Below are 7923 nucleotides of genomic sequence, written 5' to 3'. Positions count from 1 at the left end.
GGGCCAGGGATGGCCCTTGTACGCCGACCCTCGGAGCGATACCGGAAGGAGGGGAGTCTGAGCGAAGCGAAGACCCGGATGTCGGGACGAGCCCTTTGGTTACTTTCTGGCGTTTGAGAAAGTGACTCGCCCGAGGGGGCGAAATAAAATCTCCCAGCACTCGCCGATGCGGCGCAGAAACGCTGAGCAAGACGGCGGGTAAAGCTCAAGGCGTTATGTGCCCTTGCTCCAGGCAGGCGAGATACGTAGATATTTCCCTGTTGGAGTGGACTCATCCGCGACGGACTTCGCGGATAAGATCCGCTCCTACGAGGGTTGCCCCGGAACGCCCATCCCAGAGCCCTTTCGTCCAAATCTCCATCTCCCCCAAAACCTGGCACCCAAGTTGCAATCCCCTCTGCAAAGCGCCGCGTAGCGTCAAAAAACCGCGGCCAGTCGGAGGGGTAGGTAATGAGTCAGGGTGTCGAATTCAATCGTCTGCTGCTGGAAATGCGCTCCATGCAAATGGAAGCCATGGCCAAGTCGAAGGCCCAGGCTGCGCAGCCGGCCGAGCCGGGCGCGCCGAGCTTCTCGCAGATGCTCACCCAGGCGGTCGACAAGGTGAACGGCACCCAGCAGGTCGCCACCGACATGGCAACCGCCTTCGAAGTCGGCCAGAGCGGCGTCGATCTCACCGACGTGATGATCGCCTCGCAGAAAGCCAGTGTGTCCTTCCAGGCCATGACCCAGGTACGCAACAAGCTCGTCCAGGCGTACCAGGACATCATGCAGATGCCGGTCTGAGGTAGCAGGTCATGGCTGAAGCCACCGTAGACAGTCAGGTTCCCGCCAAGCTCGGCGCAGCGAAAAAGCCGCTGCTGGGCCTGACCTTCCTCGAAAACCTCGCGGACATGCCCGTGCTGCGTCAGGTCGGCCTGCTGGTCGGCCTCGCCGCGAGCATCGCCGTCGGCTTCGGCATGGTGCTGTGGTCGCAGCAGCCGGACTACAAGCCGCTGTACGGCAGCCTGAACGGCGTCGACGCCAACAAGGTGGTCGAGGCGCTGAGCGCCGCCGATATTCCCTACAAGGTCGAGCCCAACTCCGGCGCGCTGCTGGTGAAGGCCGACGACCTCGGCCGCGCGCGGATGAAAGTCGCCGGCGCCGGCGTCGCGCCGACCGACAACAATGTCGGCTTCGAGATCCTCGACAAGGAACAGGCCCTGGGCACCAGCCAGTTCATGGAGGCGACCAATTACCGTCGCGGCCTGGAAGGCGAGCTGGCCCGCACCATCTCCAGCCTGAACAACGTCAAGGGCGCCCGCGTGCACCTGGCGATCCCGAAGAGCTCGGTGTTCGTCCGTGACGACCGCAAGCCCAGTGCCTCGGTGCTGGTCGAACTCTATCCGGGCCGCTCCCTGGAGCCGAGCCAGGTGCTGGCCATCGTCAACCTGGTCGCCACCAGCGTGCCGGAACTGGACAAGTCCCAGGTCACCGTGGTCGACCAGAAGGGCACGCTGCTCTCCGACCAGCAGGAGCTCTCCGAGCTGACCATGGCCGGCAAGCAGTTCGATTTCACCCGCCGCATGGAAAGCAACTTCACCCAGCGCGTGCACAGCATCCTCGCGCCGGTACTGGGCAACGGCCGCTACAAGGCCGAAGTCTCCGCCGACGTCGATTTCAGTGCGGTGGAGTCCACCTCCGAGTCCTACAACCCGGACCAGCCGGCGCTGCGCAGCGAGCAGACCAACAACGAGGAACGGCAGAACAGCAACGGCCCGCAGGGCGTGCCGGGGGCGCTGTCGAACCAGCCGCCGGGGCCCTCCAGCGCGCCGCAGACCACCGCGCAGAATGCGCCCGCCGACTTCATTGCGCCGGGCCAGCCGTTCAAGGACGCCAACGGCCAGCCGATGATCGATCCGAAGACCGGCAAGCCGGAACTGGCGCCGTACCCGACCGATAAGCGCCAGCAGAACACCCGCAACTACGAGCTGGACCGCTCGGTGAGCTACACCAAGCAGCAGCAAGGCCGCCTGCGCCGGCTTTCCGTCGCGGTGGTGCTGGATGACCGGATGATCACCGACGCCAAGACCGGCGAGGTGACCCACAAGCCGTGGAGCGCCGAAGAACTGTCGCGCTTCACCCGCCTGGTGCAGGATGCGGTGGGCTACGACGCCAGCCGTGGCGACAGCGTCAGCGTGATCAACGCGCCGTTCGCGCCGGAGCAGGGCGATGAAATCGTCGCGCCGCCGTTCTACTCGCAGCCCTGGTTCTGGGACGTGGTCAAGCAGGTGCTGGGCATCGTCTTCATCCTGGTGCTGGTGCTGGGCGTGCTGCGCCCGGTGCTGAACAACCTGTCGGGCAACAAGGGCAAGGCCCTGGTGGCCGGCGGCGCTGGCGCCGACGGCGGCCTGGGCGAGCTGGGTGGTCTGGACGGCGAGCTGTCGGACGACCGCGTCAGCCTCGGCGGCCCGGCGAGTATTCTGCTGCCCAGCCCGTCCGAGGGTTACGATGCGCAGCTCAACGCGATCAAGAGTCTGGTCGCGCAGGACCCCGGGCGTGTCGCTCAGGTGGTGAAAGAGTGGATCAATTCCGATGAGTGACCGCACATGAGCGAGCCGCGGGCGAACGCCAAACTGAGCAAGGTCGACAAGGCCGCCATCCTCCTGCTGTCCCTCGGCGAGACCGACGCGGCGCAGGTGCTGCGGCACATGGGGCCCAAGGAAGTGCAGAAGGTCGGCGTGGCCATGGCGCAGATGCGCAATGTGCACCGTGAGCAGGTCGAGCAGGTGATGGGCGAGTTCGTCGAGATCGTCGGCGACCAGACCAGCCTGGGCGTCGGCGCCGACAGCTACATCCGCAAGATGCTCACCCAGGCCCTGGGCGAGGACAAGGCCAACAACCTGATCGACCGCATCCTGCTGGGCGGCAACACCAGCGGCCTGGACAGCCTGAAGTGGATGGAGCCGCGCGCCGTGGCCGACGTGATCCGCTACGAGCACCCGCAGATCCAGGCCATCGTGGTCGCCTACCTCGATCCGGACCAGGCCGCCGAAGTGCTCAGCCACTTCGACCACAAGGTGCGCCTGGACATCGTCCTGCGCGTGTCCTCGTTGAACACCGTGCAGCCGTCCGCGCTCAAGGAACTGAACCTGATCCTGGAGAAGCAGTTCGCCGGCAACGCCAACTCCACCCGCACCACCATGGGCGGCGTGAAGCGCGCGGCGGACATCATGAACTACCTCGACAGCTCGGTCGAAGGCGCGCTGATGGACGCCATCCGCGACGTGGACGAAGACCTCTCCGGGCAGATCGAAGACCTCATGTTCGTCTTCGACAACCTCGCCGACGTCGACGACCGCGGCATCCAAGCGTTGCTGCGGGAAGTGTCCTCCGACGTGCTGGTGCTCGCGCTCAAGGGCTCCGACGAGGCGATCCGCGAGAAGATCTTCCGCAACATGTCCAAGCGTGCCGCCGAACTGCTGCGCGACGACCTGGAGGCCAAGGGCCCGGTGCGCGTCAGCGAAGTGGAGGGCGCGCAGAAGGAAATCCTCACCATTGCGCGGCGCATGGCCGAGTCCGGCGAGATCGTGCTCGGCGGCAAGGGCGGCGAGGAGATGATCTAAGTGGTGCCCCCGGCCAAAGACGAGCAGGAACTCAGCGAGCTGATCCGCGCGCGGGATGTCGCGGGCTTCGACCGCTGGTCGCTGCCCAGTTTCGACCCGATCAAGCCGCAGCCCGAACCCGAGCCGGAACCCGAACCTGTGGCCGAGGAGCCGCAGATCGAGGAGGTGCCGGAGGAAGAGGTCAAGCCGCTGACGCTGGAGGAGCTCGAGGCGATCCGCCAGGACGCCTACAACGAGGGCTTCTCCACCGGCGAGAAGGACGGCTTCCACGCCGGCCAGCTGAAGGCGCGTCAGGAAGCCGACGCGGCCCTGCAACCGCGACTGCAGAGCCTGGAAACCCTGATGGGCCAGCTGCTGGAGCCGATCGCCGAGCAGGACCAGATGCTGGAGCAGGGCATGCTCAACCTGGTGACCCACGTGGTGCGCCAGGTGGTGCAACGCGAGCTGGCTACCGACTCCAGCCAGATCCGCCAGGTGCTGCGTGAGGCGCTGAAGCTGCTGCCGATGGGCGCCGGCAATATCCGCATCCAGGTCAACCCACAGGACTTCGAGCTGGTGAAGGCCTTGCGCGACCGCCATGAGGAAAGCTGGCGGATCATCGAGGACGACGCTCTGCTGCCCGGCGGCTGCCGCATCGAGACCGAACACTCGCGCATCGATGCCAGCATCGAGACGCGCCTGGCCCAGGCGATCAAGCAGCTCTTCGAACAGCAGCGCGAACAGGCGACCCATGCGCTGGCGCCGGACCTGCACATCGACCTGGGCGCGCCCGATGCGTCTTGACCGGGTCAGCTTCGCCCGCCGCCTGCAAGGCTACAGCGAGGCGGTGAACCTGCCGGCGCAGCCGGTGGTGGAAGGCCGCCTGCTGCGCATGGTCGGCCTGACCCTGGAGGCCGAAGGCCTGCAGGCTTCGGTCGGCAGCCGCTGCCAGGTGATCAACGATGGCGGCTATCACCCGGTGCAGGTGGAGGCCGAGGTGATGGGATTCTCCGGCAGCAAGATCTACCTGATGCCGGTGGGCAGCCTCGCCGGCATCGCCCCCGGCGCCCGCGTGGTGCCGCTGCCGGATTCCGGCCGCCTGCCCATGGGCATGTCCATGCTCGGCCGCGTGCTCGACGGCGTCGGCCGCGCGCTGGACGGCAAGGGCGGGATGCGTGCCGAAGACTGGGTGCCGATGGAAGGGCCGATCATCAACCCCTTGGCGCGTGACCCGATCCACGAGCCGATGGACGTCGGCATCCGCTCGATCAACTCCCTGCTCACCGTCGGCCGTGGCCAGCGCCTGGGCCTGTTCGCCGGTACCGGCGTGGGCAAGTCGGTGCTGCTGGGCATGATGACCCGCTTCACCAAGGCCGACATCATCGTGGTCGGGCTGATCGGCGAGCGGGGCCGCGAGGTGAAGGAATTCATCGAGCACATCCTCGGCGAGGAAGGCCTCAAGCGTTCCGTGGTGGTCGCATCCCCGGCGGACGACGCTCCGCTGATGCGCCTGCGCGCCGCGCAGTACTGCACGCGCATCGCCGAATACTTCCGCGACAAGGGCAAGAACGTCCTGCTGCTGATGGATTCGCTGACCCGTTACGCCCAGGCCCAGCGCGAGATCGCCCTGGCCATCGGCGAGCCGCCGGCGACCAAGGGCTATCCGCCGTCGGTGTTCGCCAAGCTGCCGCGCCTGGTGGAACGGGCCGGCAACGGAGAGAAGGGCGGCGGTTCGATCACCGCCTTCTATACCGTGCTCAGCGAGGGCGACGACCAGCAGGACCCGATCGCCGACGCCGCCCGTGGCGTGCTCGACGGCCACTTCGTGCTGTCGCGCCGGCTGGCGGAGGAGGGCCATTACCCGGCCATCGACATCGAGGCGTCCATCAGTCGGGTGATGCCCCAGGTCACCACCCCCGAACACCTGCGCGACGCCCAGCGCTTCAAGCAGCTGTGGTCGCGTTATCAGCAGAGCCGCGACCTGATCAGTGTCGGCGCCTACGTGGCAGGCGGCGATGCCGAGACGGACCTGGCGATCCAGCGCTTCCCGATCATGCGCCAGTTCCTCCGCCAGAGCCTGGACGAGAGCCAGAACCTCGACGACAGCCGCCTGCTGCTGGACGCCGTGGTCAGCGGCAAGGCCGGCTGATGTCCTGGGTGCACGAAAGCTCTCGTAGGATGGGTGGAGCGAAGCGATGCCCATGCGGTTCCGATCGTGCATTCCCCTGCATCGTCGGCGCTCTGGATCGAGGGGTATTGCAGGCTCCACCCATCCTGCGGTCACGTCATGAGGCGAGTGCATGAACCGCCGCGCCGAACGCCTCGCGCCGGTGGTGGACATGGCGCTGAAGGCCGAGCGAGAGTCCGCCCGCCAACTCGGGCTGGTGCAGAACCAGTTGGTGCAGGCGCAGCGCAAGCTCGCCGAGCTCGAACGCTATCGGCTGGACTACCAGGAACAATGGATTCGCAACGGCCAGCAGGGCGTCACCGGGCAGTGGCTGATCAACTACCAGCGCTTCCTCTCGCAGCTGGAAACCGCCGTCGAGCAGCAGAACCGCGCGGTGGACTGGCACCAGGGCAGCGTCGACAAGGCCCGCGCCGCCTGGCAGGAGAAGTACGCTCGGCTGGAGGGCCTGCGCAAGCTGGTGGAGCGCTACCGCGAGGAAGCGCGCGCCGCCGCCGACAAGTACGAGCAGAAGCAACTCGACGAGTTCGCCCAGCGCCTGAAGCCTTCGCCGGATTGAGTGGGGGCGCGTGCTAGTCTCCGGTCAGACCATTCGACTGGAATGCCCGATCCATGCCCATCCTGCCGTCCCAGCCCGAACTCTCCCGCTACCCGCAACTGTGGAGTTGCGAATCCATGGAGCTGGAGCGCACGCCATGCTGCGCCTGAACCGCGCCTTCCTCAGCGCGCATCCGCGCCTGATCGCCGCCTTTGCCGGGGGGCTGCTGGTGGCGCTGGCCTGCTACCGGCTGGAGCCGATGGTGTGGGTGCTGGTGGGGTGGAACTGCATGGCCTGGCTGTACGTTGTGCTGATCGGCTGGCTGGCTTGGCGCGCCGATCCGCAGGAGGTGCGGCGCCTGGCCGAGATCGAGGACGAGAACGCCGAGGCGGTGCTGGTACTGATCAGTGTCGCCGCGCTGGCCAGCCTGGTGGCGATCGTCTTCGAACTGGCCGCCGCCGGGCATGCCGAGGGCGGCGAAAAGCTCTGGCGCTATGCCTTCACCGCCAGCACCGTGCTGGGCTCCTGGCTCCTCATCGGCATGGTGTTCACCATGCACTATGCGCGGATGTTCTATGCCTCCAGCGACGGCGAGCCGGTGCTGCGTTTTCCTGACGGGGAGGCGAGCCCGGACTACTGGGACTTCCTCTACTTCTCCTTCACCCTGAGCGTGGCGGTGCAGACCTCCGACGTGGCCGTCGCCTCGCGGGCCATGCGCAAGGTGGTGCTGGCGCATTCGGTGATCGGCTTCCTGTTCAATACCGCGATTCTCGGGTTGGCGATCAACCTGGGGGCGGGGTTGATCGGGTAGTGGGGCGGATTGATCTGTGCTCGGACGGGCCCTCACCCCAACCCTCTCCCAGGGGGAGAGGGGGCTGATCGGAGCGAGGATGAGTTCTTGCCCAAGCCTGTGCTCTGGTTTCCTGGGCGTTCCCGATGCCGTAAGTCTCAGTAAGTACGCCAAGGTTCGAATAGCAGAGGACGGCCCCCTCTCCCTCCGGGAGAGGGCTGGGGTGAGGGGCTCTTTCCGCCGTGTCAGAACAGCGGCTTCGAAGCCTTGATCATCACCGTCGTATCGCAGTAGGTATTGTGCCCGGAATAGGCGCTGCAATCGCTGCCGGTCAGGCTGCTGCCGCTGTAGGAGAAGTCCAGGTCGATACCCAGCCAGGGCCGGCTGAGGTTCACCGACCAGTCGCCGAAGCTGCTGACGCTGCCGCCGTTGTCCAGGCTGGCGGGCGTGGCGAGGCTGTAGGCGGAGTACTTGAAGGACACATCGAACCCCGTGTCCTGCGCCAGGCCCAGGTCGGTGAACAGCGTGGCGGTGCTGCGGCCTTCCAGGTTGCTGTAGGCCGCGCCGAGGCGGCTGCCGAACACCGAGAGGCCGCCGTACAGCGCCTGGCTGTCGAAGTCCGGCTGCTCGGGGCGGCTGTAGCGCAGGGTGCCCAGTTCGTAGCCCAGGTTGCCGTCGCCCAGCGGGTGCTTGAAGCCCGCGTAGGTGTCGACTTCCAACGGTTTTTCCTGCTCCAGGTTCGAGGTCCAGCTGCCGACGTACCAACCGGTGGCGTGGCTGACGTCCACGCCACCCAGGGCGCTGTTCGCCTGGCCGGGGCGCACCAGGC

Annotated in this window: 8 protein-coding genes; 7 read left to right on the top strand and 1 reads right to left on the bottom strand. The window is 66.6% G+C overall.

Annotated elements, in window-relative coordinates:
• The first annotated feature begins 450 nt into the window (after window positions 1–450).
• The 7 genes from fliE (at window position 451) to J5M67_RS27035 (ending at window position 7115) form a co-directional block, all read left to right on the top strand.
• Window positions 451–783 carry a flagellar hook-basal body complex protein FliE gene (gene fliE, locus J5M67_RS27065; protein ID WP_207888497.1) on the top strand — a complete coding sequence of 111 codons (333 nt, stop codon included), beginning with the start codon at window positions 451–453 and terminating at the stop codon, window positions 781–783.
• An 11-nt stretch (window positions 784–794) separates the two neighbouring features.
• The gene (fliF, locus tag J5M67_RS27060; RefSeq protein WP_207888496.1) at window positions 795–2579 is read left to right on the top strand and encodes a flagellar basal-body MS-ring/collar protein FliF; all 1785 of its coding nucleotides are present in this window, start codon (window positions 795–797) and stop codon (window positions 2577–2579) included.
• A gap of 6 nt (window positions 2580–2585) precedes the next feature.
• Entirely contained in the window at window positions 2586–3602 is a 1017-nt protein-coding gene (fliG, locus tag J5M67_RS27055) for a flagellar motor switch protein FliG (protein WP_207888495.1), read from the top strand.
• Complete coding sequence (fliH, locus tag J5M67_RS27050; protein ID WP_207888494.1) at window positions 3603–4385, top strand: flagellar assembly protein FliH; 783 nt, start codon at window positions 3603–3605, stop codon at window positions 4383–4385.
• Entirely contained in the window at window positions 4375–5730 is a 1356-nt protein-coding gene (gene fliI, locus J5M67_RS27045) for a flagellar protein export ATPase FliI (protein ID WP_207888493.1), read from the top strand. Before fliH ends, fliI begins: the two co-directional genes overlap by 11 nt.
• Window positions 5731–5881: 151 nt before the next feature.
• Complete coding sequence (gene fliJ / locus J5M67_RS27040) at window positions 5882–6325, top strand: flagellar export protein FliJ (RefSeq protein WP_207888492.1); 444 nt, start codon at window positions 5882–5884, stop codon at window positions 6323–6325.
• A 136-nt stretch (window positions 6326–6461) separates the two neighbouring features.
• Window positions 6462–7115: a DUF1345 domain-containing protein gene (locus J5M67_RS27035; RefSeq protein WP_207888491.1), complete on the top strand. Its 654-nt coding sequence runs from the start codon at window positions 6462–6464 to the stop codon at window positions 7113–7115.
• A gap of 224 nt (window positions 7116–7339) precedes the next feature.
• Here J5M67_RS27035 and J5M67_RS27030 read toward each other — a convergent pair.
• Window positions 7340–7923, bottom strand: a 584-nt coding sequence (locus J5M67_RS27030) for a TorF family putative porin (protein ID WP_207888490.1), incomplete at its 5' end; no start/stop codon positions are given.

It is taken from the genome of Pseudomonas sp. 30_B, assembly GCF_017491605.1.
In the GTDB taxonomy this organism is placed as follows: domain Bacteria; phylum Pseudomonadota; class Gammaproteobacteria; order Pseudomonadales; family Pseudomonadaceae; genus Pseudomonas.
Note: the sequence above shows the minus strand (reverse complement) of the source record. Positions and strands in the feature narration are given on the sequence as shown.